The sequence below is a fragment of the Rhodococcus opacus B4 genome (assembly GCF_000010805.1).
GTDB classification, from domain to species: domain Bacteria; phylum Actinomycetota; class Actinomycetes; order Mycobacteriales; family Mycobacteriaceae; genus Rhodococcus_F; species Rhodococcus_F opacus_C.
The window spans coordinates 2,987,414-3,012,612 of sequence record NC_012522.1; the positions used below are offsets into that span (position 1 = coordinate 2,987,414).

A 25,199-nucleotide genomic window follows, 5' to 3' on the forward strand; every position below is an offset into this window, starting at 1 on the left:
GGCGGGATGGACACACCGACGTTCCCTCGCCGTCCGGCGATCGTGGTGGCGCTGGCGGTGTGCGCGACGGCGGCCGTCGTTCTGGTGCTCGGCACCGTCGACCCGCGGACACCGGAGATCGGATTGCTCGCCGGCGGCGCCGACCTGCACGTCTACCGCGACGGCGGCTGGCGCGTCCTGCACGGCATGCCGCTCTACAGCGGTCCCGTCGTGCTGGGTTTGCTGTACACGTACACCCCATTCTCGGCGATCGCGTTCGTGCCGCTCGAACGGATACCGGGCGCGTACGTCGACAACATCTGGATGGTCGCCAACCTGGGTGTGCTGGCGGGATGCATCCTCCTGTGCTGGCGCATCCTCGGTTACCGGACCACGCCGCACCTGGTGCTGGTCACGTTCCTGATGACGGCGGCGTGCACGTTCCTCGAACCGGTGCGGACAACGCTCTTCTACGGTCAGATCAATCTCGCGCTGATGCTGTGGGTGCTGTGGGACTTCTCCCGTCCCGAGCGCAGCATCCTGCGCGGGGTGGGCATCGGACTGGGCGCCGGGATCAAGCTGACGCCCGCCTACTTCGTGATCCCGCTCCTCGCGCTGCGGCACTGGCGAGCCGCGGCGGTCGCAACGTCCGTCTTCGCGGGCACCGTCGCCCTCGCGTGGGTGCTGGTGCCGGGCGACTCGCGCCGGTACTGGACTGCCACATTCTTCGACTCGACCCGCATCGCCGACGACGCGCATCCGTCCAACCAATCGCTGCGCGGAGTGCTCGCGCGACTCACGGACGGTCAATCGCCTCCATGGTTGTGGCTGCTGCTTGCCGGAGGCGTCGCGATCGTCAGCGTGGTCGTGTCGGTGCGCCTGTACGAACGCGGCGAGCGACTGCTGTCGGTGGTGCTCGGTGGCCTCACCGCCGCCGTGGTGTCGCCCTATTCGTGGAGCCATCACTGGGTGTGGCTGGTGCCGCTGCTGGTGTACATCGTGCACCGCGCGGTCTCGGGGAGCGGACGCTGGTGGTTTGCGTGGGCCGCGCTGTTCGCGTCGACGGCGGCGTGGCCATACTGGTGGAGCGCGGACTTCGCCGTCGTCGGACTGTTCCTGTTTCCACCGTCATGGCCGGTCGCGGTACTTCTACAGAACATCTATGTGCTCGTGTACGTCCCGGTCCTCGCCGCGGCGATCCGGATGGTCACCCGGCGCACGCAGACTCGGCCGGTTCTGACATCGGTCGCGACCGAGCCGCCGGCACCGGACGACGCCGCTCTGCTCGACTACCGCGAGTCTGCGTGACCAGCACATACCGCGACTTGTAGCAAATTGCTACACTTGGCGTCGGTGGTTGTGCGGCGCCTCGAGGAGGAATTATGAAGAAAATTGCCGACAAGGTAACCAGATTCTCGTCGGACCTCGTCGATGCCGCGTCGACCGAAGGTGAGCGGGAGAATCGCTCCGCTCGCCAGCAGCTCGAACACTGGGCCCGCGTGGGCCGCGAAGTGTCGAATCAGCGTCACGTGGCACGTCGCCGCGTGGAGGCCGCTCTCACCGGACGAGTGCCGTTGAGCGAGCTGTCCGTCGAGGAAGGGGTAGTGTTCAACGCCGAGATCTCGGCGGCGCTCGAAGAATCGTTGGCCACCGGCAATCACGTTGCTGAACGCGCAGGTCGGGGGCTGTCAACGGTCGCGCTCGACGAGCAAGGCCGCGTCGTCAAGTACCTGCCTGACGGTACGCAGATTCTTCTGTGAGGCGTCTCGATCTCATCGTCGGGCCCAACGGCGCCGGCAAGACGACCTTCGCCGAACAACGCCTTGCACCGCTCCTACCCGGAAGTGCGTTCGTCAATGCCGATTTGATCGCCGCGGACCGGTGGCCGGGCAGCGCCGAACAACACTCGTACGAGGCCGCGCGGATCGCGGCAACCATCCGCGACACGTTGATCGAGCGTGGCGAGTCGTTCATCGCGGAGACGGTCTTCTCGCATCCATCGAAACTCGAACTGATCGACCGGGCGCGACGTGCCGGGTATGTCGTGGTGCTCCACGTGATCCTCGTCCCGGTCGAGTTGTCGGTAGCCCGTGTGGTCGAACGGGTGGCCGAGGGTGGGCACTCGGTGCCCGAGGACAAGATCCGCGAACGATTCAAGCGGCTGTGGCCGCTGGTGGCCGAAGCGATCGACCGCTCCGACCACGCAACCGTGTACGACAACACCGCTCCGGACGTGACGCGGATCGTCGCACGGTACGTCGACGGACACGAAGCCGGTAAAATCACCTGGCCTGCATGGACTCCGGCGGAGTTGACCACGCAACCTCCTCGGTCGTGACGAACCCACCCGCACCGGAACCGTCGGACTCCCGTCGCGTACCGCGTGACGGCGCGGCCTTTCCGTACCCCGTGACCCGCGGTCAGGAATACCCTGGCAAGTGCATGCCCTTCACACCTGGAATCCGCCCGCCCGGAATCGACCCGCCATGAACGATCGCCCGCCGAGTGATTCGACGGTCGCCTCTGGGCCGCCCACCGAACTGGGCCAGGACACTCAGCTGCCACCGTCGGCGACGACGTCGGGCGCCGAACCGGTGTTCGTCGTCGAGAGCGGCGTCGAGCGCCTCGTCGCGGATTGGGAATCCTCCGGTTCGCCCGCCGCACTCACCGAGTATCTGCCCGACACCGCCGCGATCAGGCGTGCCGCGCTGATCGAGCTGATCAAGGTGGACCTCGAATACCGGTGGCTGCGCTCGGGCCGCCCGAAGCGCATCGCCGACTACTGCCTCGACTTCCCGGAACTGCTCGCCGCGCCGTTGCCGCCGGAACTCGTCTACCTCGAGTACCGGGTTCGGCGCCTGAGTGGCGTCGAGGTCGAACCCGACGAGTACCTCGCCGAATACCCGCAGCAGGCGGCCCAGTTCGAGAGTCTCCTCGAACACGACCGGCGCACCCTGGACCGCCGCACCGCCGCCGCCGAACTCGGACCGCGGGACGACCTCGACGTCGGGAAGCGTCTCGACGATTTCGATCTCATGGTGGAGCTGGGCCGCGGCGCGTTCGCCCGGGTATTCCTCGCCCGGCAGCGGTCGATGCAGCGGTGGGTGGCGCTCAAGATCTCCCGCAACATCGGCAACGAGCCGCAGATGCTGGCCCAGCTCGACCATCCCTACATCGTCCGCGTCTTCGACCAGCGCCTGCTGGAGGACCGCCAGCTGCGGGTGCTGTTCATGGAATACGTGCCCGGCGGCACCCTCCTCGACGTGGTGCGGCTGGTCCGCAAGACCCCACCCGAGCAGCGGTCGGGGAAGCTGCTCCTCGATTCGATCGACCGCATCCTCGAGGCGAGAGGCGAGATCCGGCCCGAGTACTCGAGTGTGCGGGACGACATCGCCGCCCTGTCGTGGCCGGAGACGGTCGCGTGGATCGGGCTCCGGCTGGCCGACGCACTCGAGTACGCGCGCGACCACGGTGTCCTGCACCGCGACATCAAGCCGGCGAACGTGCTCCTGGGCCTCGAAGGCATCCCCAAGCTGGCCGATTTCAACGTCAGTTCGAGCGACAGCGTCGAGACGCCCGGCGCCGGCGGATTCATCGGCGGCTCCGTCGCCTACATGTCGCCCGAGCAACTGGAAGCGGTCGACCCGGGCTCCCCGCGGACCGCCTCCGACCTCGACACCCGCAGCGACATCTTCGCGCTGGGAGTCATGCTGTGGGAACTCCTGACCGGGGCGCGGCCGTTCCCCGACGACGACGGAACCGGGTCGCCGCCGTCGCCGAGGGCACTACTCGAATCGCGTTGCCGGGGAGTGGACCCGGGGCGGTCGCCGTTGCCCGAAGACTGTCCGGCCGCGCTGCGACGCGTCCTCGTGAAGTCGCTGGCCCCGGACCGGAACGACCGATGGTCGAGCGGCCGGAAGCTGACCCGTCAGTTCGCGCTCTGCCTCGATCCGCACGCCCGCGAGCTCGTCGACCCTCCGCCGGGAAGCCTGCGGTCCACGATGTGGCGGTGGGCGCTGCCGATCGTGATCGCCGCCGTCGGCATCCCGAACCTGCTGGCCGCCGGTTACAACTACTACTACAACAAGGTGCTGATCATCGCCACGCTGCCGGTCGAGGCGCAGCAGGACCTCGAGTTCGTCCATCTGGTGATCGGTGGTGTCGCGTTTCCGCTGGGCGCGGTCCTGATCGTGTATTGGTGTCGCCTCGCGTTCACGGTGCCGCGCGGTCTCCGTCACGGCCGCTCGTACAGTCCGGTGGTGCTGGGCAAGGCCCGGGCCGCGACGCTCGGCCTCGGCGACCGGGCGGTCGTGGTCAGCTTCGGACTGTGGGTGGTCGCCGGCGTCGCCTACCCGGTCGCGCTGCAGCTGACCGCCGGCGGAATCCCGTTCCGCGCGTACACGCAACTCCTCGCATCGCTCGCCGTGTGCGGGGCGGTCGCCCTCGCCTACCCGTTCTTCATCCTCACCTTCTACGCCGTGCGGTGCCTGTCCCCGATCCTGTTGTCGCACGGAGAGTTGCGCAAGAGCGACGGCTACCGCATTCGCGCCCTCGGCCGGAGCCTCCCCCGGTACCTCGCGGTCGCGGCGTCCGTCCCGCTGATCGGCGTCGCCGGGCTCAGCTTCGTCGGCGGAAACACCGGCGACGCCGTCAACGCGACGGTGCGCGTGCTGTGCTTGGGAGGCATCTTGGCCTTCATCGGCGTGTACCAGTTGTTCCGGCGGATCGAGAGCGACCTGCGCGCGCTCGAGCGGGTGGTGTGGCTGGAGGTGCCGGGTTCGCCGTCCAGGCGGCGCCGGTAGCGATCGGGTGAGAAAGAAAAAGGGCCCTGGCGCTGCCGGGTCGGGGTCCGACAGCGCCATGGGCTCAACCTGTATTTCTCTCGAGAGCCCCTCCGCGTTACACCCTATTTGCCGCGCCCCCGGCGAGGCCGCCCATCGTCATGTCGTAGAGGACGGTGGCCAGCTCGTTTCGCCGGTCACGGAGGTCCCGGCGGAGGTATTCGAGACCCACTTCGCGATAGCTGACGGTGAGCACCAGCAGCAGCGCGTCGAGGTCCACACCCGGTCCGATCGCGGACGGGTTCACCGTCACATACGTACGGAGGAGGTCGCGGGACCGTTCTTCGATCCGGACGGAACGGTGAGCCGACAGCGTCAGGTGCGGGGCGTCGTTGAGCAACGACGCGAGGATGTCGCGATAGCGGTCGAGGACCGCGAGAAGCTGGACCTGCAGGGCGGCGTCTTTCAGGAACGTCCCCTGCGCGACGGCCTCCTCGAGATTGGCCCCGAGGGAGGCGGTGGCCTCCTCCATGATCTGGTCGATCAGCACCTCGATGATCTCGTCCTTGTTCGCGAAGTACTGATACAACGAACCCTTCGAAATGCCCGCGGCTTCCGCGATCGCGTTCGTGCTGCAGGCGGTGTATCCCTTGGTCCGCAAAACCTGACCAGTTGCCGACAGGATGCGCGCGACCGTCTCCTGCGAACGCTGCTGAGAAGGGTTTTTCCGCTGGCCAGTGGCCATTCGCTCAGCCTCCACGATTCGTTCCGCAATGCGACTTGTACCCGTCCAATTCGGTGGAGTGAACTGTAACTCACAGCAGTTTTCGACGACCGAATCGAGTGCATCGGCAATGACAGACACGCAGTCTCGCGAGTTCGCGCCCGGCTTCTCCGACTTCACGCCGCCGCGGCGGTTCGACCTGGACTCGGAGTGGGGCCGCCGCTCGATGCGGACGCTGTCGAAGTTCGTGCACGGCGACCCGACGCCCACCGCGGCGGAACGGGAACTCCACGCCAGAGCGGTCGTCAGCCAGGACGAGACCGGCGCCGCACTGGCGCGGGCGATCCTCGTCGACGAGACCGTCACGATGGCCCAGTTCTCCCAGGCCCTGTCCGCAGGCATCGGCAGCGTGCCCGACGCCGCACCCCCACTGACCGCGTTCTTCCACGCCGTCGACCACCGGCCGTCGTGGGTCGACGACCGGCGGCTCGAACGCGGTGCCGCCGTGTGCCTGCGCAGCGGAATGACGGGACTCGACCTCCTCGCGACCGGTTCGCTGATGAACGGGTACCGCAGCGCGGCCACGTCCCGCCAACTCGTGGCCACCGGCAGGCTCGTCGGCGACGGCGCCGGTCAGCGAGTCGCCGAGACCGTCCGGTGGTGGTACGAGTGCGTCCTGCCCGGTGGCATGGACCGCGACCGCCGCGGCTGGCAACTGTCGGTGCACGTCCGGTTGATGCACGCCTTCGTCAATCTCACCCTGTTGCAGGACGAGGACTGGGACGTCTCCGACTGGGGCATGCCGATCAACCAGTCGGACCAGGCCGGCACCCTCGCCCTCTTCTCGACGACGTTCCTCGTCGGACTCCGCTCACTCGGCGTGTGGGTCTCGGCCGACGAGGGCAGAGACGTCATGCACCTGTGGCGGTACATCGGCTGGCTGATGGGCATCGACGAGCACTGGCTGGTCGACGACGAGAACACCGGCCGCCGCAACATGTGCCAGATCGGGATGTTCGCACCCGGCCCGGACGAGAACTCCCGGGTGCTGGCCGACTCGCTGCAGAAGTCGTGGGCCACGTTCCACTACCCGTATGCGGAGTCCCTGCGCCGGCGGCTCAACCGCCAGCGTCTGCTCAGCATTCAGCGGCTGTTCTCGGGCAAGAAGGGCATGCGCGAACTCGGGTTGCCGATCGTGCCCGCCTGGTTCGTGCCGCTGGCACTGGCCGGGAACGGGACGATGCACGGGGCGGCGCGGCTGAGTCCGGCAGTCCGGGACCGCGTCGGCCGGCGGTCCCGGCGTCGGGTGGAGGCGTGGCTCGCCGCGAACGAGAAGTAGCCGCGGCTCAGTGGCGCTCGTAGATGCCGCGAACGAACGCGGCCTGTCCTGCGTGCTGGAGGTCGTCGGAGACCACGCTGATCAACCGGACACCGAGCGTCACCGGCGGATCCCAATTCTCGTCGACGACGCGGTCGAGGTCGTCCGCACCGATCGACTGGACGTAATCGACGGTGCGGTCGTGCACGGCGTCGTGATACTCCCGGAGGAGGCCGGCCCCGGACTGCACCCGGGCCACCTCGTCCGAGGAGTGCCCATACCCGATCGCGGCAACCGGGAACGGAAGGCCGAAACGCTCCACCCACCCGCCGGACGTCCACACCTGCTCGGTGCCCGCGACACCGGCGACGTGGTCGTCCTGCACGCGCGTCAGATGCCAGATCAGCCAGGCGATGGTGTTCGCCTTCGCGTCCACCCGAAACGTGAGGGCGTCGGCAGGGAGATCGGCCAGCGTGGAATGCACGGTCTCTTGAATGCGATCGAAAGCGTCGGTCAACAGCGCACTATGGTCCACGATCTTCCTTTCGTCGTGTTCACCTCACGTTCCACTATGACGCCACCCGGGCTCGCACAGAGCAGAGTCAGCCGACTCGATCCGGCGGCGAGCCAGGATTCGCGCGGCACGATCGGTGTCGCCGTCATCGCTCTCGGCGAGAGAGTAGACCTCGGCAAGTGTGTCTCCGATGCGCCGGCCCCGTATTGTCCGTCGCTGTCGTGAATTCGATCAGTGTCAATAGTGGTAACGACAGGCCGCAATGCGGATCTGGTCGTCGACGATCTTGTACACCAGCCGGTGCTCGTCAGTGATGCGTCGGGACCAGTAGCCCTGGAAGCCGTGTTTGAGGGGCTCAGGTTTGCCGATTCCGTCGTTTCCGTTGCGTTCGATGTCCTTGACCAGCGTGTTGATCCGCTTGACGATTTTGCGATCCTGCGCCTGCCACCAGACGTAGTCCTCCCACGCGGACTCGTCCCAGACAAGTTTCATTCAGCTAGATCCCGGACAGTTCCCCCGCCGGCTTCCAGACGATCGATCGATGCCAACAGCCGACGTGCGTTCTCCGGATTCCTGAGCAGATAGGCCGCTTCCTTCAGGGACTCGTAGTCATCGAGGGAGACCATCACCACCGGTTCGTGCCCCGCTCGCGTGATCACGATTTCTTCGCGATCATCGACGACGGCGTTGAGGACCTCGGCGTACCTCGCGCGCGATTCCGAATAGGTCATGGTTCGCATGAGTGCACCTCCCACAGGTTACGTACAAAAAATTGTACGCACGGGATGGTTGGTTTCGCAACCAACCCGGTCCGCTATAAGGACCGGAGTCGAGCGTCGGCCAGATCGTCGTGCAGGTCGAGAGGACCGCCATCCGCCCGTTCCTGCCGATCGGACTCACGCAGGACGTCGAGGTGGCATGCATCCGGGCGCAAGAGCGGACGGACCGGCCGGCATGGGCCGGGCGCACGCCCCTCTCCATCGTGCTCGGCGGAGGCGGCGTCGTGCATGCAGTCGAGGATGCCGCGGGGAACGTCCGGCCACCCGGGCTGCCAGTCGACGCCCTCAGACCAGCGAAAGAAGCAATCACCTACGACTGGAATCCAATTCCGGCTCGGGGCTGACGGTCTCGTCCGGCTCCGGGGCCGACGCGAGCTTGCTCGGCCACCAGATCTTCTGGCCGATGTCGACGGTGAGGGCGGGTACGAGGAGTGACCGCACGAGGAGTGCGTCGAGGAGCACACCGAACGCGACGATGAAGGCGATCTGCGCGAGGAAGATCAGCGGGATGACGGCCAGCGCCGAGAACGTCGCCGCCAGAACCACTCCCGCCGACGTGATCACTCCCCCGGTGACGGTCAGTCCGCGCAGCGCTCCGCGGCGGGTGCCGATGCGCCGGGCCTCTTCCCGGACGCGGGTCATGAGGAAGATGTTGTAGTCGATTCCGAGGGCGACGAGGAATACGAACGCGAACAGCGGGACGACGGGGTCGGCGCCCGGGAATCCGAAGATGTGCTCGAAGACCAGGGACGAGATGCCCAGCGTCGCAGCGAAGGACAGCACCACCGTACCCATCAGCAGCAGCGGAGCGAGCAGCGACCGCAGCAGCAGGCACAGGATCGCGAACACCACGAGAATCAAGACGGGGATGATCAGGGTGCGGTCCCGCGTCGAGGTCGTCTTGGTATCGAGGTCCGTGGCGGTGGTGCCGCCGACCAGTGCGTCGGCGCCGTCGATCGGATGGACGGCGTCGCGCAGTCGGACGATGGTGTCCTCGGCCGCGAGGGAGTCGGCCGGGTCGGTCAGGGTGGCTTCGATCGCCACCCGGCCGTCCACCACCAGTGGGTCCTGGCTGCCGGGCGCGGTCAGCACGGTGAGGTCGCCGACGCCGCCGACCCGGCCGGCGTCGAGTACCGCGTCGAGGGCGCCCTCGTTCGCGATGATCACGGCCGGTGAACCGGATCCGGCGTCGAAGTGGTCGCCGAGGATCTGCTGGCCCGCAACGGAATCGACGTCGAGAAGGAACGTCTCGGACTCCGCGACACCGCTGGCCTTGAACTGAGGGAGAAGGAGCGCGAAGAGCAGCAGCACGAGGCTGGACGCCACCCAGAATCGGCGCGGATGTGCGCCGATCCGCGCGGCGAGCGCGGCCCAGAACTTGTGGTCGGCGGCCTCGTCCTTCTCGGCGTGCCGTGCGTCGAAGGCGGGCCTGCTCGGCCAGTACGCCGCCCGGCCGAGGAGGACGAGCACCGCGGGGAGGTACGTCATGGACGCGACGAACGACGCCGCGATGCCGATGGCCGCGACCGGTCCGAGACCGCGATTGGAGTTGAGATCGGACAGCAGGAGGCAGAGCACACCGGCGATGACGGTGCCCGCGGAGGCGGCGACCGGCTCGAGCGTCGCCCGCCAGGCGGTCCGCATGGCACGGTACTTGTCCTGCTCGATCCGCAGTTCCTCGCGGTAGCGGGACACGAGCAGCAGGGCGTAGTCGGTGGCGGCGCCGAACACCAGGATGAACAGGATCCCCTGACTCTGGCCGTTCAGCGCGATCACGCCGGCATCGGCCAGCACGTACACGAGCAGGCTCGACAGTCCGAGCGCGAAGACCGCGGACGTGATCACGGCGAACGGAAGGATCGGACTGCGGTAGACGACGATGAGGATGAGGATCACCACGACACCCGCCACCAGGAGCAGCAGGCCGTCGATGCCGGCGAACGCGGCGGACAGGTCCGCCACCTGACCGGCGGGTCCGGTGACGAGGACGGTGAGGCCGTCCGGCGCGGCACCGAGCGCGTCGCGGAGTTCCGTGACGCTGTCGCCGACCTCCCCGGTGCTGTCGACGGGCACGAACATCTGCAACGCCTGCCCGTCGGCGGACGGGATCGGCGGTGACACCTCGTCGCCGAATCCTTCCGCCCCGGCGAACGAGGCCGCGGTGCCGGCGAGGAATTCGGTGTCGGCGGCGGTGATCCCCGACGTCCGTTCGGCGACGACGATCGCCGGCACGAACTGCGTGTCGGAGAAGCCCTTCTGCAGCTGGGACACCTCGGTGGCCTCGGCCGACGCGGGCAGGAACGACGTGCTGTCGTTCTGCTGGACCGTCGAGAGCTTGCCGGCGAACGGACCGCCGAACCCGCCGACGGCCAGCCAGACGATGACCAGCACGGCTGGCAGAATCCACCGCAGTCGACGAACCGGGCGTGGGTGGGCAGTTGTGGTCACGTGCTCTCCAATGCTGGACGGTTCGACGACTGGATGTCCGGATTGCGACGTTCCTATTTTGTTCAGCAAGCTGAGCAAATTGCAAATGGAGGCGAAGACATGACGAGCGACGGCATGGACCAGTGGCCCACCGGACGGCTGCTGTCCACGGCTGCGCGGCTGGTAGAGCACTCGTGGGAGGACATTCTGCGGTCGCAGAACATGACCCATGCGGGACTCATCTCACTGCACACGATCGCCGAACACCCCGCCTCGCAACGGGACATCGCGAAGGCGTCGCGGGTGACGGACCAGACCATCAGCCGCACCATCGACCGCCTCGAACGCGCCGGGTACGTCACCCGGGAGACCGATCCGAGCGACGAGCGCCGCAAGCGGGTCGCGATCACCGAGTCGGGTCGCGCGATCTACCAGAACCTGCTGACCCTCGAGAAGGAGGACGCGGCCCTCACCGCCGCGGTCGGCGACGTGGGGCCGCTGCGCGAGCAACTCCTCCTCCTCGTCCGGTCACTGGGTCTTCCGCCCCGGACCTGATCACACGTTCGCGGGCAGCGCGATGACGACCTCCCGCTCGTTCCCCGGCAGATAGTGGACCGTCACCACCCGGCCGACCTGGACGTGACCGACGCTGCGCGGCGGCAGAAACTTCTCGACGCGGGTGGTGAACGTCGTGCCGTCGGGCCGGGTGACCGCCAGCCCGAGTTCCACCTTCGAATTCCCGTTGCGGATCTCCCCCGGCACGCTGAGCGACTGCACCACCGCCTGCGCGGGGACGCCGCGGGCCGCGATGTCGAGCTTGCCCGGCGTGGTGACTCCCTGCCGAATCATGGATCGGTTCAACGCCTCCTGCGCTGTCGTCGCGTCGCCCGAGCGGTCGATCTCGACCTTGTCGGTGCGGCCGGGAAGGTAGCGGACGGGGAGCACGACACCGGGGCGCAGGAGCGCCAACTCGGTGAGCGGCACGATCATTTCGGCGTGCGACTCGAACATCTTGCCGTCGTCACCCTCCACGGCGAGGTCGATCCGCACTTCCGGTTGGTCGTTGAGTGTCATTCCGGTCTGGTGCACCGACCGCACCGTTCCGATCCCGACGGCTCCGTTGCGGAACGCGGCACTGTTGCGCCCCGTGAACGCGGCCAGCACGCTGTCGCCGGTGACGACGAAACACACCACGACGACGCTGACCGCGACGATCGGCCAGATCATCTGCGGGCCGACCCACGACAGCGCGTCGATTCCGTAGTTCGTCCGGCCCCGATCGCCGAGTCCGTACCAGAGGTAGTAGCCGACCGAGCCGACGAGAAACGCCAGGGCGGCGGTACGCACGATCTTCTTCACGAGGTGTCCTTTCCGTTCCTGAACTGGGGGGACGCGCGCGGACGTCCGCGTCCGCGCGCGTCCCGGGTGATGGGCTCAGCCGCCCACGATGGTCGAGCATGCGAACGTGATGTCGAACTTCGCTGAACTCGGCGCGGTCGGGTTGCTCATGTCGGGCGCCCCGACGCCTTCGCCGGTGACCGTGTAGGTGTCGCCGTCCTTGACGACCTTCGCGGAGCCGCCGGGCATGCCCTGCCCGAAGCCGAGGGCGTACGGGAGACCGTTCGACCCGCCCTTGCTACCGGCGATCCCGACCGCCTGCACGGTGTCGGTTCCGGTGATCGTCGCGGAGACCGCCAGGTCGCCGTACGTCGCGTTGCCGGTGTCCGCCAGCGCGAGCGCCAGGGTGTCGCCCTGCTTCGCGCAGGTCGCGTCGAAGTTCGCGTCCAGCGCCTTGCCGTCGACCGCGGCCGCCGACGCCCCTGCCGGAGCCGCCGTGGCCGCGGACTGCTCGGAGCTTCCGCCCGAACTGCTGTCGCTGGTATCACTGCAGCCCGAGGCGAGCAGCGCGACGGCGGCCGCCGCGACGATGCCGGTGGTGAAGATGCGCTTCCGAGTCCGAATGACCTTGTTCATGATCCGTCCTTCACGTTTCGTGAGGGGCGCTCGGCGCCCGTCGTCGATTCCTTCGGCCCGCGGTCCGGAGCCGATGTGAGAAAGGTAGGAACTTCTCGCGCCCTACCGATCCCAGATTTCTCGCTGCGTCGACGCGGCATCCCTGCGGTAGCCTGCTCGAATGCGGACGGGACCGAGGGGCTCAGAGGCTGCTCGGCGACCGCGCGCGATGGTCCTCGACGAGGTGTGGCGCGAGCTGGACGGCGTCGAACCGCTCAGTGGCCCGGACGGCGGGCCCCTGAGCCGCACGGTGAAACTCATCCTCGATCCGCTGGTCATCCGCCCGGTGCAGAACCCGCTGTGCGCCGGTCCGATCGTCACCGCTGACGGGGCGCAACTGCTCGCCGCCCGGGTGCACGCCTCCGCCGACATTCTGCGCGCCACCGCGGCCTGGTTCACGCTGCTCAAGCGGGTCCGCCGGGCGCTGCGCATCACGGACGGCAACCCGCAGGACCTCTACTTCCAACGGTGCTTCGAACTCGCCACCAGCTCCGGCCTGCCCGACCCGCTCCGCGACGAGTCCGCCGCCGAGGACACGCTGCGCGACGTGCACGACTTCGCCGCGGGCCGCACCACGCAGGCCTTGAAGTCCCACGTCACCGACCCGGCGCGGGCGCGGGAACTGACCGCTCTCATCGACCTCGCGTGGGGACGGCGACCGCTGTCGGGCGCCGCGACCGGCGACCACGCCGACGCTGTGGCCGCGGTCCTCGAGGCCTGTCCCGGAGCGCGACTCGAGCAGGACGGTGACGACGGACGGCAGCCGCTCGACGCCCTGATCGCCGGGCACGCGGGCACCCACCACGGCATTGCGCTCTGGACGACCGAGGTCTCGGCCCGCGGCCTCGGCCTGACGGCGCATCCCGTGCCCGGACCTCCGCGTCTGGGGACGTCGGCGTCCACCTCGGCGCTCGGGCTCCCGTTCGACCGGTCCGTCCACGAACGCGTCTTCACGGTGCTCCGCGCGTCGACCGACCGGGCGGAGCTGCCGCCGATCCCCGAACTGGTCACCACCGAGATTGCCCGAAGTTGCTCGCCCTGGGCGCTTCTCGACGAGTCCCTGCGGGTCGCGGCGACGACGGGTGCCGCACTCGCGACCCGTCTCCACCCGATCGGGGCGCCGCCCGCTCCGGCAGCCACGGACACGACCGCCGTTCGGGCGATCAACGGTCGCTGGCAACGCGAGGCGTACGTCCTGCAGGCGCGCCGCCTGACCGTGAGCCCCGACGCGGCGACGCTGCCCGACACGAATCCGCTGGCGGCCATCGCCGCCGAACTCCGCGAACCCTGGCGGCCCTATCTCCGGCGGCTGTGGGTCCGCCTCCACGGCCGCGACGTCCGCGAGCTCTCCGTCCACGAACCGGGTGAACTCTGGGATCTCCTGGACGGGGTGGCGCGGTCGGTTATCCTCGACCACCGCATGCGGGTCAAGCAGGCGCTCAGCGTAATTCCGCTCACTGACGCGGCGGATGCTCCCGAGTCGAGGGCGAGTTGACCACCGGCACCGTGCGGATGGTCCGCACCCCCGACGGGGTGTGGACCATCGCCCCCGAGAACACACCGAGCGTCCTGGACGACGCAGCGGACATCGACGCGACCGTGCTGGAGGTGCTCGGCGGGCACCTGTCGTGGAGTGTGTTCGCCGAAGACACCGTCCCGGTCGCGGTGATCGACGACGTCGACTCGGCACAGACCTGGCTGTGGGCGGTGTTCGGCGAGGAGGTGGCGCTCGCCGTGGCAGCCGGTTCGGGGCGCGAGGTCACGGCCGAACCGGCACGACCACGGGTGGTTACCGCCGCTCGCCGGCTTGCGTTCGCGCACTGGGCGGCGCGGTGGTGGCCGGCCTCGACGGTCGACGGCATCCCGGCACTCGACGCGGGACTGTTGGACCGCGAGATCGCGACACTCGTCGAGGAGTGCGATCTGCTCGTCGATGGGGACGACGCGCTCGCACCGACCGGACCCACGCTCGCCGACCGTCCCGGGCGGGCCGAGGACTACGCACTCGCCGCGGGCGCCGCGACCGCGACGCTGCCGGGCACCCTCGTCCTGGCGCGGGGCATCACGGGTTCCGATTGGCGCCGGTACCCACCCGGACTCGTCGACGCGTCCGAGCGCGCGGTGTCGTGGGAAGTGGTGCGCACGTCCGGGACCACCACCGTTCGGGTGAGTGTCGTTGCGGCACCAGGTCTCTCTGCACCCCTTCCGGACCACCTGCGACCGCAGGCGACGGTCGGAACCACAGCGGGCGCCGTCGACGTCGCGCTGCAACTGTCGGGAGACGTCTGGTCGGGCGAGGCGGCCGCACCGAGCGGATCAGAGGCGGGCGTATCCGTGGACGTGTACCTGCCCGGATTCGGAGTGAACGGTTCCGCGGACGTGGGAGGTCCGGACGTTCGGGAGCGGGTTCGGGCTCTGGCACGCCTGCGGTTGCGCCGTGCGGCGGAGCCGGCTCCGGACGACGGACCGGACGCGCCACTGCTCGCCGAGATAGAGGCGGCGGCCTCGGATTCGGACTTCTGACGTGGACGATCAGACGGGCCGCGACCTTCTCGCCGCGGGAGCCGCGGCCTACTCGCGGGGAGACGTCGCCGAGGCGCTCAGGACGTTCGAGCGGGTCGCCTCCGGGGCCACCGGAGATCTCCGGACGAGCGCGATCGTCAACGCGGCCAGCATGTCCGACGAACTCGGCGAACATTCGAGGGCCGTCGACCTGTACCGGGAGGCACTAGAGGTGATGCCTGTCGACGCGATCCGGATGCGTCCGGCGGCGCTGGTCAACCTGTCGCAGGCACTGCAGCACGTCGGTGACCTCGACGGCGCCCAGGACGCGCTCGAGCAGGCGCGCGAACTGCTCGCGGCCGGCGGCGAAGACCAGGGTGACCTGCGGGTCGCGTGCCTCTCGTCGCTGACCGCGGTCGCGATGCACCGGCAGCAGTGGGCGCACGCGGCCGACGTGGCCACGGAGTCCCTCGATGCGGCAGTGCGTTTCGCCCCGGGTCTGGCAGGCCATCCGCTGATGAACCTCGCCGCCATCCACTTCGAGACCGGGCGCTTCGATCTCTCCGACGACTTCGCCGGGCAGGCGCTCGCCGCTTTCGAGACGGCGGGCGATGTCAATGCGGTCGCCGAAACACAACAGAACCTGGGCATCATGCGTGTCCGCGCGGGGCGCCTCGACGAGGCGGAACCGCTGCTGCTGTCGAGCCAGACGTATTTCGAACGGGCCGGCATCGGCCACCGGGCGGGAATAGGATCGAAGGTGCTGGCGTTTCTCGCCGAGGGCCGCGGTGACACCGAACGCGCGACGACGCTGTACCGGCTCGGCCTCGACTACTTCCGCAGTTCCGGAGCGATGCTCGACGTCGCGGACGTCGAGACGCGCCTCGCCACCGTCGCCTTCGCCGAGGGCCGATCGAGCGAGGGCGAAAGACTTCTCGCCGCCGCGTTCGCCACGTACCACGAGCTGGGGCTCGGCCTGCACTGCGCGCAGGTCGACTTCTGGCACGCCACCCTCCTCGAGTCCACGCTGATCGCCTCCGGCACACCGGACGATGCGGCGCGGGCACGGGCCACCGCACTCGCCGTACCCGCGGCGATCGCCATCGACGCCGTGCGGTACACCCTCCCAAACGGCCGACAGCGCGAACAGTGGAACCGCGAGATCGCCGATCCCGCGATGCAATTGGCGTTCCGTCTCGCCTACGCCTCCGGCGATGCCCGGCTGGTGGCCGATCTCGTCGAAACACAGTGCGCGGGGACGACGGTGGACCTCGGCCGCGCCGGACACGACACCGCGCCACGGCTGCCCCTGCAGTTGCCCGACCCTCCGCCGGCCGGCGCGACCGACACCGACGGCTCCTTCCTGCTCGGTGCCGCACTCGCCGGAGTCGCGGCCGGCGCCGGCCTGCCGGTGCCCCTTCCCCCGCGGCTCACCGTGACGCCGGACGGCCGGATCGTGCTGGGCTCCTCGATCGCGGCAGCCGAGGAACGGTACGGGCGCGCCGTCCGCGACAGCCGCGTGGTGCCGGCCCGGTGACGCCGCTTTCCGTTCCCTGCGCGGAGATTCAGGGCCGAAGGTGTCACGGTGGTCACACCGCACGTCCGGCGACCACTTCGGGCCTCGTGGGTGAATGTCCGCGCTGACCTGCACGGCGTCCGATTCGACCGTCATTGATAGCCCCATCCAATCTATGGAATAGGTCTCATAGATTGGACCTATTCCAATCTGCTGGATAATCTCGTCGCTGTCGGCTTCCAGTCTTACGAATAGAGGTTCCAATGGCCCTGATCAACACGCAGATCAAGCCCTTCGCGGCGTCCGCTTTCAAGGACGGCGCGTTCACGACCGTGTCCGCTGACGACGTCGCGGGCAAGTGGGCGATCTTCTTCTTCTACCCGGCCGACTTCACCTTCGTCTGCCCGACGGAACTCGGCGACCTCGCCGACCACTACGAAGAACTGCAGCGTCTCGGCGTCGAGGTCTTCTCGGTGTCCACCGACACTCACTTCACGCACAAGGCGTGGCACGGTTCCTCCGACACCATCGGCAAGATCAAGTACGCCATGATCGGCGACCCGACCCAGGAGATCAGCAAGAACTTCGAGATCCTCCGCGAGAACGAGGGTCTGGCCGATCGCGGCACCTTCCTCGTCGACCCCGACGGTGTCATCCAGTTCACCGAGGTCACCGCGGAAGGCATCGGCCGCAACGCCGCCGAGCTGGTCCGCAAGGTCAAGGCCGCCCAGTACGTCCGCTCGCACCCGGGCGAGGTCTGCCCGGCCAAGTGGGAAGAGGGCGAAGAGACCCTCGCTCCGTCGCTCGACCTCGTCGGCAAGATCTGACGTAGCCCAGTCGACCGTAGGCACGGGCTCAGATCCTCTGAGCCCGTGCGCGCGGTTCCCGGTGCTCCGCTCCCGTGGGGGGCAATCGGTGTCGCACCAACACTTTCCGGACCGCCCAGAGCTGGTTTCCGGTTTCCGATCCCTTTCCTCCCGATCGATGGAGTAGATCCGCATGCTCGAAGCCTCGCTCGCCGGCCAACTCAAGTCCCTCCTCGAACGGCTGACCCTGCCGATCGAGCTCGTCTCCTCGCTCGACGACGGTCCCAAGTCCACCGAACTCGCCGAACTGCTCACCGAGATCGCGGCGATGTCGGACAAGGTCACCTACGAACGCCGTGACGACGACGCGCGGCGCCCGTCCTTCGCCGTCCGCCGCAGTGGCACCGACATCGAGGTCCGCTTCGCCGGAATCCCGCTCGGCCACGAATTCACGTCGCTCGCACTCGCTTTACTCCAGGTCGGCGGCTACCCGTCGAAGGAGTCCCCCGAACTGCTCGAGCAGGTCCGCAACCTCGACGGCGACTTCCACTTCGAGACCTACTTCTCGCTGTCCTGCCAGAACTGCCCCGACGTGGTGCAGGCCCTGAACCTCATGGCCGTGCTCAATCCGCGCATCAGCCACGTGGCGATCGACGGCGCCCTCTTCCAGGACGAGGTCGACGGCCGCCAGATCATGGCCGTGCCGACGGTCTTCGTCAACGGCGAACTCTTCGGCTCCGGCCGGATGAGCCTCGAGGAGATCATCGGCAAGCTCGACGTCGGCGCAGCCGACCGCGCGGCCACCGCGATCGCGCAGAAGGATCCGTTCGACGTCCTCGTGGTCGGAGGTGGCCCGTCCGGTGCCGCCGCCGCGGTGTACGCCGCGCGCAAGGGAATTCGCACCGGCATCGCCGCCGAACGCTTCGGCGGCCAGGTGCTCGACACCATGGCGATCGAGAACTTCATCTCCGTTCCCTACACGGAGGGCCCCCAGTTCGGGTCTGCACTCGAAAATCACGTCCGCCAGTACGGCGTCGACATCATGAACACGCAGAAGGCCGCGAAGCTCGTGCCCGCCGCCACCGAGAACGGTCTCGTCGAGATCGAACTGGAAAGCGGTGCTTCCCTTCTCGCGCGCACGGTGATCCTGTCGACGGGTGCACGGTGGCGCTCGATGAACGTGCCCGGCGAGGACGCGTACCGGAACAAGGGTGTCACCTACTGCCCGCACTGCGACGGACCGCTGTTCAAGGGCAAGCGCGTCGCCGTGATCGGTGGGGGCAACTCCGGAGTGGAGGCCGCGATCGACCTCGCCGGACTGGTCGAGCACGTCACGCTCATCGAGTTCGACTCGGTGCTCCGCGCCGACGAGGTGCTGCAGCGCAAACTCCGCAGCCTCCCCAACGCGGACATCCTCCTGAGCACGCTCACGACGGAGGTCGTCGGAGACGGCGGCAAGGTCACCGGCCTGGCGTACCAGGACCGCACGACCGACACCGCGCACACGCTCGACGTGGAGGGTGTCTTCGTCCAGATCGGACTGCTGCCCAACACCGAGTGGCTGGCGGGGAGCGTCGAGCTGTCCGATCGCGGCGAGATCGCGATCGACGACCGCGGCCAGACGTCGGTCCCCGGGGTGTTCGCCGCCGGCGACTGCACCACCGTTCCGTACAAGCAGATCGTGATCGCCGCCGGAGCCGGCGCGACGGCGGCGCTGAGCGCATTCGATCGGCTCATCCGGACCGGTGTGCCTGCGGAGGAGTCCGCGGCCGCAACGGTCGGATAGTTCGGTCGTCCTCGGCTGACCTCCCTACCCCCCCGGGCGCGTGGCACGCACGCCACCGCCCGGGGGGGTAGGGAATGCTGGGGCGGTGCCGACTCACCTGCCCCACCCGCCGACCTCGGACGAGCAGCCCACCGCGATCGTGCGGATGGCCGACGCCGGCGACCTGTACACGTCGTGGCGGTGGACCCACGACTCCCACCCCGGCGGGGTCGGCGTCGCACCCGCCGCGCAGGTGGATGAGGCCGTCGCCGCGCTGGCCCGGGCGTTGCCCGACCTCACGGACCCGCAGGGACTGCACCAGTCGCTGGCCACGGGCGCATTCGCCGCCTACGAGTCCGAACACGACCTGGCTCAACTCCTCTCGCGAACATTTCTCCCCTTCGGCCTCGCCCGGCAGTTGCACGAACTGTTCACCCGGGGTGTGCGCCCACACCTCCGGATCCAGCCGTCACCCCGGGTCGCGCAGGTGCCCTGGGAGCTGATCGCCCCCGACGCCGGGCTGCGTCTCGTCGACATCGCGGACGTCAGCCTGCTGGCCCCGCTCAGCATCGTGCACTCCCCCGGTCGCCCGATCCGAACCTGGACGGACGGCCACCGGCTCCCCGTCGTCGCGGTCCTCGACCCCCGCGTTCCGGGCTTCCGCGCCGATTCGGTTCTCGGTTCCGTCCTGGGACGGATGGCCGAGGACAGTCCGCTGTCGCGGCGGGTCGCGACGTACGCAGCCGAGGGACGGCTCCTCCCCGCGGTTGACGGGCCGCTGGACTGTTTCCGCCGCGAAGACGCCGACCGTGAATGGCTCGGCGCGGCGCTGAGGGAGGGCGCGGGCCGGCTGGTGTACGTCGGGCACGTCACGGCGGCGGCACCCGAAACCGGTCAGAGCGAGCACGCCGAACTGCACCTCGCCTGCTCCGCCGACGCCGTCGGGTTCGCGGAGCCGACGCGCGCGCACCGGCCGCTGTCGGCGAAGGACCTCCTCCTGGGCACACACACCCTCACCGAGGAACCGGTCCGCGGCGCCGACCTGTGGCCGATCCCGAGCAGGGTTGCGCTCATCGCCTGCGAGAGCGGCGGCGACCTGCGGTTCAGCGAGGCCCTCGGACTGGTCTCGGCGATGATCGCCGGCGGAGCGGAACTCGTCACCGCGAGCCGCTGGGCACTTCCCACGGACCTCGCGTTCCAGCGCATCGCCGGCGCCGCACCACACGCGCGCCCGCTGCAGGACGCCATCTGCTCGATCGACGCGGCGCACGATCTGCCAGACGCGGTCGGCGCGCTCTGCGTGTGGCAACGCGACCGGGTCGCCGCCTGGCGGGACGAACGGAGGATCGAGCATTCCCCGGTGCTGTGGGCGGCGTTCGCGACCGTCGCGGCGCACTGATCCGGGTCTGCCGTCCGTTCCCCACATCGTGTCGGTCGGTCGTTGTACCGTCGTTCCTGTCGGTTCCGGCACCTAGAAGGAGCATGCCCCATGACCTCTCGTCTCAACCCTTACATCAGCTTCGACGGCAACGCGCGGCAGGCAATGGAGTTCTACAAGGACGTCTTCGGTGGCACCCTGGCGGTGAGCACCTTCGGTGAGTTCGGCGCCCCGGACGCCGAGGGAGCCGACAAGATCATGCACGCCATGCTCGAATCCGACAACGGGTTCACCCTCATGGGCGCAGACACGCCGCCCGGCATGGAACACAACCCGGGAACCAACATCGCGGTGAGCCTGAGCGGCGACGACGGCGACCTGCTCCGCGGTTACTGGGCCAAGCTCTCGGGCGGCGGCTCCGTGTCGGTGCCCCTCGAGAAGCAGATGTGGGGAGACGAATTCGGCGCCTGTACCGACCAATTCGGCATCTCATGGATGGTCAACATTGCCGGGACGCCCGGCTGATCGCAGCGCCGGGTAGTCCTGCAGGTCGATGCCGGTGGCGAAGAAGTCGGTCAGTTTCATCATCGCGCCGAACAGGATCTTGGACTTGAACATCCAATTGCGCAGCGTGATTCGAGTGGGCGACTTCGGCGCGAGAAACGGTCCGGCGCTGCCTGTGCGGGCAACCTTCGCGTACCGGTGCATCTGCTCGTCGTAGCGTCCGAAGGCCACGCGGTGGTCGCCACCGGCGGCGGCGGCGAGTTCGCCCGCCAGTACATACGCACCGACGAGGGCGAGCCCGGTTCCGAAGCCGCCGAGCGTGTTTCCGTACGCGGCATCACCGAGCAGGGCCACGCGTCCGGCGGTGTAGGTATCGGTCTCGACCCGTGCGATCGAGTCGAGGTAGAAGTCGGGCGCGTCGTCCAGGTGCGCGAGCAACCCTGGCACGCGCCAGCCCGCGCCTGCATACGCGGTGGCCAGCAGTTGCTTCTGCTCGGTGACGTCGCCGCGGTCGTAGTCGATCGGGTCGGAGGCGAAGACGAGCAACTCGGGGGCCTTCGGCCCACCGACGACGACCATCCTTCCGGGTTCGTTGTACATCAAACCCGTCGCGCGTTCCCTGTCGAACGACGCCGCACCCACCGCGTCCGTCGTGCCGACGACGGCGTAGTAGTACCCGAGGAATCGGACGAAGTCCTCCTCCGGTCCGAACCGGTGCCGGCGCACGGCCGAGTGGATGCCGTCGGCGCCGAACACCAGGTCGAAGCGGCGTGCGTGCGACTTCTCGAACGTGACCTCGACACCGGACTCCGTGTCGGTCATTGCGGTGACGGAATCACCGAAGAGGTACTCGCACGAATCCGCGGTCCGCTCGTAGAGGATCTCGGTCAGGTCGCCCCGCAGGATCTCGACGTCCCCGCCGATGAATTCACCGGGCATGGTCGCCAGGTGCCTGTCGTGTTCGTCGACGATCCGGAGGTCGGTCTTCCCGGTCTGCCTGCGGTGCACCTCGTCGAGAATCCCCATCTTTTCCAGCACCTTCCGGTGCACCTCCCCCTTGAAGTCGACTGCCTGGCCGCCGAGCCGAAGGGCCGGCGCCTTCTCGACGACGGTGACGGCGTATCCGCTGCGAGCAAGCCAGAACGCCAGGGCCGGCCCGGCGATGCCGGCACCTGAGATCAGGACGGTGTCGTGCGGCATGTGAGCCTCCGGAATGAATTGTGTCTGATGGACACAGTTCAGTGTATGGTAGACACTATTCCGGATCAAGAGTCGGCCGGAGGAGCGCACGATGGTCACCCAGCCCCGTACCGCCGAGCTTCTCTGGGGATCGCCGGACCGGCCGAAGCGCGGCCCGAAGCCGGCGCTGAGCCTCGAGCAGATCGTCGCCACCGCCATCTCGATGGCCGATGCGGAGGGCCTCGCCACGTTGTCGATGCAGCGCCTCGCGGAGGATCTCGGGTTCACCAAGATGTCCCTCTACCGCTACACCCCCGGGAAGGCCGAACTGACCGCCCTCATGCTCGATGCCGCTCTCGGACCCGCACCCGACCTGTCCGACCTCGACGACTGGCGTGCAGCGCTCCACGAGTGGGCACTGCGCATGTGGGCGGGTCTGCGACGGCATCCGTGGGTCGTGGACGTCGCCGTCGGCCCCCGCGTGATGGGGCCGAACGAATTGGACTGGCTCGAAACAGGTCTCGGGGCACTGAGCGATACCGGCCTCACCGGCGGGGAACGACTGGATTCGGTCGTCCTGATCACCGGCCACGTCCGCAGCCTCGCTCAGCAGTCGACGGCACCCGGCGCCGAAACCGACACACCCGAGAAGTCCCTGAACGCAATCATGTCGGGAATCCTCACCGACAACGCCGAACGCTACCCCGAAGCGGCGGCGGCCTTCGCCTCCGCCGGCTCCTCGTCCGGGCAGGACGATGCGCTCGAATTCGGCCTGGCCCGGATCTTCGACGGCCTCGCCGCACTCGTCGCGGAACGCGCCGAATAGCGGAGCCGCGGTTCGATCAGGTGGATCGCGGCTTGATCACCACCGCAATCGTCACGGCCAGGACGCCGCCGCACAGAAGTCCGGCAAGCGCTGTGGCCCAACGCTGCCCGATCGATGCATCCGTCGACGTCAGCGCGCTCGCCAGCATCGTCGCCGATCCGGTCAAGGACAGAATGACGTTCCAGCTCAGAAGCTGGCTGCCGGCCCCGGTGTAGAATCGCAGAATCGACGGGGGGATCAGCATGTTGGAGACAACGAGAAGGACGATGCCGAGGTAGAGCAGAGCGTTCATTTCTGTCCAATCACAGAGCTGTGGACGGTGAGGGCGAATTCATCCGCGGGACGTTGCATTGGCGCTGTTCCTGCAAGCTGCGCTCAGTCTTCCACCGATGCCCGGGTGCGGGGATGGTAGACAACTACCAAGATCCCGAACCACTCGAGCAAGTATCGCCGATGCTTCTGCCGCCCCACTTGGATATCGTGGTGGTCGGTCACAACCCCTCCATCTCCACTACCCGCAATGCAAGCGCGACGTCCAGGCGCAGAATGGGATCCGTCGTGAACGGGCCGACGATGCTCTCCAACTTGCCGATCCGGTAACGCAGCGTGTTGTAATGGAAATGCAGGATGCGTGCAGTCTCGGCGACGTTGCAGTTGGTGTCCAGGAGCGCCTGCATCGTCTGGCGGAGGTCGATCGCCTCGTCTGTGTCGCCGGCCAGCGAGCCGAGGATCTCGGTGGCGAACGCTCGGAGCTCGGCGCTGTCGTCGACCAGGGAGAGCAGTCGGTGGACGCCCAGGCTGTCGAAGTGTGCGACGGAGCCGTTCCCGCGCATGCGCCGCCCGACCGTCACTGCTTTACGCGCCTGGTCGTACGCTTGCGGAATGTCGGTAGCCGAGTCGATGACCCGGCTCACGCCGGTGCAGAACGAATGCCTGCCGCCTCCTCGGTCACCGGTGACGGCCGCAATCAGATCGTCGATGACAGGCCTCGTGTCGTTGCCACCCACCGGCATCAACACCACCACCTCGGAACTGAAGCCGACCACCGGTGCGTGCCGATCCCTGCGCCGGACCACTTGTTTCCAGGCATCGGTGAGTCTCTGTTGCGGCATCCGTCCGGCAACCGGCGGCCGTGCTGCAGGGCCCGCGGTCGAGCGAGCGAGGTCCGGGTCGAGCTCCGCGACCACAACCACCATGGCGCGGTTCACGTCCCATTCGAGCTGCGCGCAGTGCTCCGCGATCTGGGCAACCGTGCCGGCGTCCCCGTTGAGTACATCGCGCAGGAAGTCGCCGTGGAATTTCGATTCGACCGCCGACACGGCGAGTTGCTTGGTCACCGCCAGCGCGACGACGGTTGCGGCGCGCTCCAGCGCCTGCACCGCCACGGGGCCCAATCCGCCATCTCCCGCGAAGGCGACTATGACGCCGTGGTCGGTGCCGCCGGCAAGAACCGGCGCGACGGCGATCTGGCCGGCCTCCGTGCCCGGCACGGACTGCAGGCCGGGGTGCAGGCGCTCGGTGCGAAGTCGGCCGGACGGGTCGACCAGCGGCAACCCCTCTAACGCCTCCAGATTGACCGTCGCACCCGCTGTCGCGTTGACCCGACCGTCGGGCGTGCAGATCAGCACCGCAGCGTCGAACAGCGCGGCGACCTCGTCCGCTATCTGCGGCAGGTCGCCGCCCTCGAGGACGATCTTCGTCAGGGCGCGGTGCATGCGATCGGCAACGTCGAGCGCGAACGCCTGACGATCGACGAGGTGGGTGAACACCTCGGACATCACCTCGTCGAAACCGATGTCGCGCGGGATGAGAAACAGCGGAACGTCGAGTCGGTCGGATGCCTCGATCATCGCCGCGGGGAGGTCGTCGAGGTACCGGCCCTCCTTGACCCCGAGCGCGGCCACGCCACGCCGGGCGAGGCCCTCGACGAGTTCGACCAGCGCGCCGGTGTCGAACGGCTCACCCGAATCTGCATGTCGCAGAGGGAACCCCGTGGTGATCAGCAGTTCGTTCGGTTTGACCCACGGCAGGATGTCCGGCACCTCCATGACGTTGACTCGCAGAACCATCTGCTCGAGGCCACCCGCCCCCGCGATGAGCTTGGAACCGGCCAGGCTGGGCAGGGTCAGCAGCTCTCGAATCGTCAATGCGTAGCCGGCAGGTGCCGGCAGATCGACCGCGTCCACCC

At 68.3% G+C, this 25,199-nt stretch carries 24 protein-coding genes; 14 read left to right on the top strand and 10 right to left on the bottom strand.

Going from position 1 to position 25,199, the window contains the following annotated elements:
- The first annotated feature begins 6 nt into the window (after positions 1-6).
- From ROP_RS13760 to ROP_RS13775, 4 genes are all read left to right on the top strand, one after another.
- Positions 7-1,287 (top strand): glycosyltransferase 87 family protein, encoded by a 1,281-nt coding sequence (locus ROP_RS13760; RefSeq protein ID WP_012689976.1) that lies wholly within the window; start codon positions 7-9, stop codon positions 1,285-1,287.
- 74 nt (positions 1,288-1,361) lie between these two features.
- Positions 1,362-1,739: a TA system antitoxin ParD family protein gene (locus ROP_RS13765; protein WP_012689977.1), complete on the top strand. Its 378-nt coding sequence runs from the start codon at positions 1,362-1,364 to the stop codon at positions 1,737-1,739.
- Positions 1,736-2,317, top strand: a complete 582-nt coding sequence (locus ROP_RS13770) for a zeta toxin family protein (RefSeq protein ID WP_012689978.1) — start codon at positions 1,736-1,738, stop codon at positions 2,315-2,317. Before ROP_RS13765 ends, ROP_RS13770 begins: the two co-directional genes overlap by 4 nt.
- 148 nt (positions 2,318-2,465) lie before the next feature.
- A complete protein-coding gene (locus ROP_RS13775) occupies positions 2,466-4,781 on the top strand; it encodes a serine/threonine-protein kinase (RefSeq protein WP_012689979.1) in 2,316 nt (771 codons plus the stop codon).
- Between the two features lie 97 nt (positions 4,782-4,878).
- On the opposite strand, the gene ROP_RS13780 is transcribed toward ROP_RS13775, so the two are convergent.
- Positions 4,879-5,505 carry a TetR/AcrR family transcriptional regulator gene (locus ROP_RS13780; RefSeq protein WP_012689980.1) on the bottom strand — a complete coding sequence of 209 codons (627 nt, stop codon included), beginning with the start codon at positions 5,503-5,505 and terminating at the stop codon, positions 4,879-4,881.
- Between the two features lie 109 nt (positions 5,506-5,614).
- Between ROP_RS13780 and ROP_RS13785 the strand changes: the two genes are divergently transcribed.
- Positions 5,615-6,823, top strand: coding sequence for an oxygenase MpaB family protein (locus ROP_RS13785; RefSeq protein WP_043824729.1), 1,209 nt, complete (start codon positions 5,615-5,617; stop codon positions 6,821-6,823).
- Between the two features lie 7 nt (positions 6,824-6,830).
- Here ROP_RS13785 and ROP_RS13790 read toward each other — a convergent pair whose 3' ends face one another.
- From ROP_RS13790 to ROP_RS13810, 4 genes are all read right to left on the bottom strand, one after another.
- Entirely contained in the window at positions 6,831-7,337 is a 507-nt protein-coding gene (locus ROP_RS13790) for a mycothiol transferase (RefSeq protein WP_012689982.1), read from the bottom strand.
- 216 nt (positions 7,338-7,553) lie between these two features.
- Positions 7,554-7,808, bottom strand: coding sequence for a Txe/YoeB family addiction module toxin (locus ROP_RS13795; RefSeq protein ID WP_012689983.1), 255 nt, complete (start codon positions 7,806-7,808; stop codon positions 7,554-7,556).
- Positions 7,805-8,056 (bottom strand): type II toxin-antitoxin system Phd/YefM family antitoxin, encoded by a 252-nt coding sequence (locus ROP_RS13800; protein ID WP_012689984.1) that lies wholly within the window; start codon positions 8,054-8,056, stop codon positions 7,805-7,807. The genes ROP_RS13795 and ROP_RS13800 overlap by 4 nt, the downstream gene beginning before the upstream one ends.
- 345 nt (positions 8,057-8,401) lie before the next feature.
- Entirely contained in the window at positions 8,402-10,543 is a 2,142-nt protein-coding gene (locus tag ROP_RS13810) for an MMPL family transporter (RefSeq protein WP_012689986.1), read from the bottom strand.
- Between the two features lie 99 nt (positions 10,544-10,642).
- On the opposite strand from ROP_RS13810, the gene ROP_RS13815 reads away from it, so the two are divergent.
- Entirely contained in the window at positions 10,643-11,077 is a 435-nt protein-coding gene (locus ROP_RS13815) for a MarR family winged helix-turn-helix transcriptional regulator (RefSeq protein ID WP_012689987.1), read from the top strand.
- Here ROP_RS13815 and ROP_RS13820 read toward each other — a convergent pair whose 3' ends face one another.
- Positions 11,078-11,881: a hypothetical protein gene (locus ROP_RS13820; RefSeq protein WP_012689988.1), complete on the bottom strand. Its 804-nt coding sequence runs from the start codon at positions 11,879-11,881 to the stop codon at positions 11,078-11,080.
- Positions 11,882-11,956: 75 nt separating this feature from the next.
- Positions 11,957-12,496: a lipoprotein LpqH gene (locus ROP_RS13825; protein ID WP_012689989.1), complete on the bottom strand. Its 540-nt coding sequence runs from the start codon at positions 12,494-12,496 to the stop codon at positions 11,957-11,959.
- A 208-nt stretch (positions 12,497-12,704) separates the two neighbouring features.
- Here ROP_RS13825 and ROP_RS13830 point away from each other — a divergent pair, with 208 nt between their 5' ends.
- From ROP_RS13830 to ROP_RS13860, 7 genes are all read left to right on the top strand, one after another.
- Entirely contained in the window at positions 12,705-14,030 is a 1,326-nt protein-coding gene (locus ROP_RS13830) for a hypothetical protein (RefSeq protein WP_043824732.1), read from the top strand.
- Positions 14,027-15,058 carry a hypothetical protein gene (locus tag ROP_RS13835; protein ID WP_012689991.1) on the top strand — a complete coding sequence of 344 codons (1,032 nt, stop codon included), beginning with the start codon at positions 14,027-14,029 and terminating at the stop codon, positions 15,056-15,058. Before ROP_RS13830 ends, ROP_RS13835 begins: the two co-directional genes overlap by 4 nt.
- A 1-nt stretch (position 15,059) precedes the next feature.
- Positions 15,060-16,574 (top strand): tetratricopeptide repeat protein, encoded by a 1,515-nt coding sequence (locus ROP_RS13840; RefSeq protein WP_012689992.1) that lies wholly within the window; start codon positions 15,060-15,062, stop codon positions 16,572-16,574.
- 242 nt (positions 16,575-16,816) lie between these two features.
- Positions 16,817-17,380: an alkyl hydroperoxide reductase subunit C gene (gene ahpC, locus ROP_RS13845; RefSeq protein WP_012689993.1), complete on the top strand. Its 564-nt coding sequence runs from the start codon at positions 16,817-16,819 to the stop codon at positions 17,378-17,380.
- A gap of 172 nt (positions 17,381-17,552) precedes the next feature.
- A complete protein-coding gene (gene ahpF, locus ROP_RS13850) occupies positions 17,553-19,145 on the top strand; it encodes an alkyl hydroperoxide reductase subunit F (RefSeq protein WP_012689994.1) in 1,593 nt (530 codons plus the stop codon).
- A gap of 85 nt (positions 19,146-19,230) precedes the next feature.
- A complete protein-coding gene (locus ROP_RS13855) occupies positions 19,231-20,523 on the top strand; it encodes a CHAT domain-containing protein (protein WP_012689995.1) in 1,293 nt (430 codons plus the stop codon).
- Between the two features lie 90 nt (positions 20,524-20,613).
- Positions 20,614-21,027: a VOC family protein gene (locus tag ROP_RS13860; RefSeq protein ID WP_012689996.1), complete on the top strand. Its 414-nt coding sequence runs from the start codon at positions 20,614-20,616 to the stop codon at positions 21,025-21,027.
- Here ROP_RS13860 and ROP_RS13865 read toward each other — a convergent pair.
- Positions 20,992-22,206 (bottom strand): FAD-dependent monooxygenase, encoded by a 1,215-nt coding sequence (locus ROP_RS13865; protein ID WP_012689997.1) that lies wholly within the window; start codon positions 22,204-22,206, stop codon positions 20,992-20,994. The genes ROP_RS13860 and ROP_RS13865 overlap by 36 nt on opposite strands.
- A 91-nt stretch (positions 22,207-22,297) precedes the next feature.
- On the opposite strand from ROP_RS13865, the gene ROP_RS13870 reads away from it, so the two are divergent.
- A complete protein-coding gene (locus ROP_RS13870; RefSeq protein WP_012689998.1) occupies positions 22,298-23,011 on the top strand; it encodes a TetR/AcrR family transcriptional regulator in 714 nt (237 codons plus the stop codon).
- A gap of 16 nt (positions 23,012-23,027) precedes the next feature.
- Here the strand turns inward: ROP_RS13870 and ROP_RS13875 are convergent, their stop codons facing one another.
- Positions 23,028-23,303 (bottom strand): hypothetical protein, encoded by a 276-nt coding sequence (locus ROP_RS13875; protein ID WP_012689999.1) that lies wholly within the window; start codon positions 23,301-23,303, stop codon positions 23,028-23,030.
- Positions 23,304-23,502: 199 nt separating this feature from the next.
- Positions 23,503-25,197, bottom strand: coding sequence for a PucR family transcriptional regulator (locus ROP_RS13880; protein ID WP_012690000.1), 1,695 nt, complete (start codon positions 25,195-25,197; stop codon positions 23,503-23,505).
- Positions 25,198-25,199 lie beyond the last annotated feature (2 nt).

Excerpts from the sequence above, each read along its gene's own strand:
- ROP_RS13785 (WP_043824729.1), top strand. The coding sequence starts at position 5,615 with ATGACAGACACGCAGTCTCGCGAGTTCGCGCCCGGCTTCTCCGACTTC.
- ROP_RS13815 (WP_012689987.1), top strand. The coding sequence starts at position 10,643 with ATGACGAGCGACGGCATGGACCAGTGGCCCACCGGACGGCTGCTGTCC.
- ROP_RS13780 (WP_012689980.1), bottom strand. The coding sequence starts at position 5,505 with ATGGCCACTGGCCAGCGGAAAAACCCTTCTCAGCAGCGTTCGCAGGAG.
- ROP_RS13800 (WP_012689984.1), bottom strand. The coding sequence starts at position 8,056 with ATGCGAACCATGACCTATTCGGAATCGCGCGCGAGGTACGCCGAGGTC.
- ahpF (WP_012689994.1), top strand. The coding sequence starts at position 17,553 with ATGCTCGAAGCCTCGCTCGCCGGCCAACTCAAGTCCCTCCTCGAACGG.
- ROP_RS13760 (WP_012689976.1), top strand. The coding sequence starts at position 7 with ATGGACACACCGACGTTCCCTCGCCGTCCGGCGATCGTGGTGGCGCTG.
- ROP_RS13865 (WP_012689997.1), bottom strand. The coding sequence starts at position 22,206 with ATGCCGCACGACACCGTCCTGATCTCAGGTGCCGGCATCGCCGGGCCG.
- ROP_RS13795 (WP_012689983.1), bottom strand. The coding sequence starts at position 7,808 with ATGAAACTTGTCTGGGACGAGTCCGCGTGGGAGGACTACGTCTGGTGG.
- ROP_RS13830 (WP_043824732.1), top strand. The coding sequence starts at position 12,705 with ATGGTCCTCGACGAGGTGTGGCGCGAGCTGGACGGCGTCGAACCGCTC.
- ROP_RS13870 (WP_012689998.1), top strand. The coding sequence starts at position 22,298 with ATGGTCACCCAGCCCCGTACCGCCGAGCTTCTCTGGGGATCGCCGGAC.
- ROP_RS13875 (WP_012689999.1), bottom strand. The coding sequence starts at position 23,303 with ATGAACGCTCTGCTCTACCTCGGCATCGTCCTTCTCGTTGTCTCCAAC.
- ROP_RS13825 (WP_012689989.1), bottom strand. The coding sequence starts at position 12,496 with ATGAACAAGGTCATTCGGACTCGGAAGCGCATCTTCACCACCGGCATC.
- ahpC (WP_012689993.1), top strand. The coding sequence starts at position 16,817 with ATGGCCCTGATCAACACGCAGATCAAGCCCTTCGCGGCGTCCGCTTTC.
- ROP_RS13860 (WP_012689996.1), top strand. The coding sequence starts at position 20,614 with ATGACCTCTCGTCTCAACCCTTACATCAGCTTCGACGGCAACGCGCGG.
- ROP_RS13765 (WP_012689977.1), top strand. The coding sequence starts at position 1,362 with ATGAAGAAAATTGCCGACAAGGTAACCAGATTCTCGTCGGACCTCGTC.
- ROP_RS13775 (WP_012689979.1), top strand. The coding sequence starts at position 2,466 with ATGAACGATCGCCCGCCGAGTGATTCGACGGTCGCCTCTGGGCCGCCC.